Genomic DNA, 874 nt, shown 5'->3' with positions numbered 1-874 from the left:
CACACTGACCAACGCTGCTGGCTCGCCAGTCACCGTGACCCTGTCGAACGGCGCCGTGATCACCATCGAGGCCGGCAAAACCACCGGCACCGTGACCGTTGCAGCGCCAGCAGACGACGTCTACAAAGACGCCGGCAATGTTCAGGCAACAATCAAAACGGCCACCGGCGGCAGCTTCGAAAACCTGGTGCCGAGCACAACGCCGGCCGTCACCAGCGTCACCGATACCATCGACACGACCACCGTCAAACTCACCGCCACTGAATCGGCAGCGGAAGGCGGCACCGTTACCTATACCGCCATAGTCGGTGCTCCGGTTACCGGTTCGCCAGTTGTCGTGACCTTGGCCAACGGCCAAAACATCACCATCGAAGTCGGCAAAACCACCGGCACCGTGACCACCACTGCGCCTAACGACGCGTTGACGGGTCATGCTCCGATTACCAACGCGATTACTGGCGTAACCGGCGGCAACTACGAAAATCTCGTGGCTGACAAAACCCCGGTCAGCACCAACGTGACCGATACCGTCGACACCACCAACCTGTCTCTGAGCGCGACCGGTTCTGTGGCCGAGGGTGGTTCGATTGTTTACACCGCAACGCTGACCAACGCCGCTGGCTCGCCAGTGACCGTGACTCTGTCGAACGGCGCCGTGATCACCATCGAAGCCGGCAAAACCACTGGCACCGTAACCGTCGCGGCTCCAGCCGATGACGTCTACAAAGATGCGGGCAAAGTTGAAGTTACGATCAAGGAAGCTACCGGCGGTAACTTCGAGAACCTGGTTCCGAGCACCGTGCCGGCAGTGACCAATGTCACTGACACCATCGACACCACGACCGTCAAACTGACCGCCACTGAATCGGCGGCG

1 protein-coding gene is annotated in these 874 nt (G+C 60.4%); it reads left to right on the top strand.

Annotation, left to right across the window (positions count from 1 at the left end; genetic code table 11):
- On the top strand, nucleotides 1-874 hold an 874-nt coding region (locus ACQ4OE_RS26730; RefSeq protein ID WP_430948454.1), incomplete at both ends, for an immunoglobulin-like domain-containing protein.

The sequence above is a fragment of the Pseudomonas sp. WC2 genome (assembly GCF_050586545.1).
In the GTDB taxonomy this organism is placed as follows: domain Bacteria; phylum Pseudomonadota; class Gammaproteobacteria; order Pseudomonadales; family Pseudomonadaceae; genus Aquipseudomonas.
This window is presented reverse-complemented; position numbering and strand designations above follow the sequence as displayed.